Below are 698 nucleotides of genomic sequence, written 5' to 3'. Positions count from 1 at the left end.
CAGCTCTGTCATTTAATGAGCTTATGGGAATTGCTAAAGTTGTAGCGTCTTATTCTAAGCAAAATATATCGGAAAAAAATCCAATATTATCAGCCACCTTACCAGGCAATGAGCGTATTCAAATTGTTATTCCCCCTGCGGTAGAAAAAAACACCATCAGTATGACAATTCGCAAACCCTCATCACGGAGTTTTTCCCTCGAAGATCTGGCAAATAAAGGGCTCTTTTCGGTGTGTGAACAAGTTTCCTTCACGCCCTTGAATAATTATCTCTCACATTTGAGTGAACTCAAACATATTGATCATGACTTAGTCCGTGCTTATGCAAAGAAGGATTTTGTCTTCTTTTTAAATCAGGCTGTACAATGCCAAAAAAACATTTTGATTGCCGGAAAAACCGGCTCGGGTAAAACAACGCTTTCAAAGGCATTAATCGCCAAAATTCCCGATGATGAACGTATTATCACCATTGAAGATACACCAGAATTGGTCGTTCCACAGCCTAATTATGTTTCTATGATCTATTCAAAAGATGGTCAAGGTTTAGCCTCTGTTGGTCCAAAAGAACTGCTTGAATCTGCTTTACGCATGCGTCCTGACCGCATTCTTTTACAAGAGCTACGAGATGGTACCGCCTTTTATTATATCCGCAATGTTAATTCAGGACATCCAGGTTCAATTACCACGGTTCATGCCTCA

1 protein-coding gene is annotated in these 698 nt (G+C 39.8%); it reads left to right on the top strand.

The genetic code is table 11. From position 1 onward, the window contains the following. On the top strand, positions 1 to 698 hold a 698-nt coding region (gene virB11 / locus ACFINZ_RS10935), incomplete at both ends, for a P-type DNA transfer ATPase VirB11 (RefSeq protein ID WP_375701530.1).

It is taken from the genome of Bartonella sp. AA81SXKL (assembly GCF_042196945.1).
Taxonomy (GTDB): domain Bacteria; phylum Pseudomonadota; class Alphaproteobacteria; order Rhizobiales; family Rhizobiaceae; genus Bartonella.
This window is presented reverse-complemented; position numbering and strand designations above follow the sequence as displayed.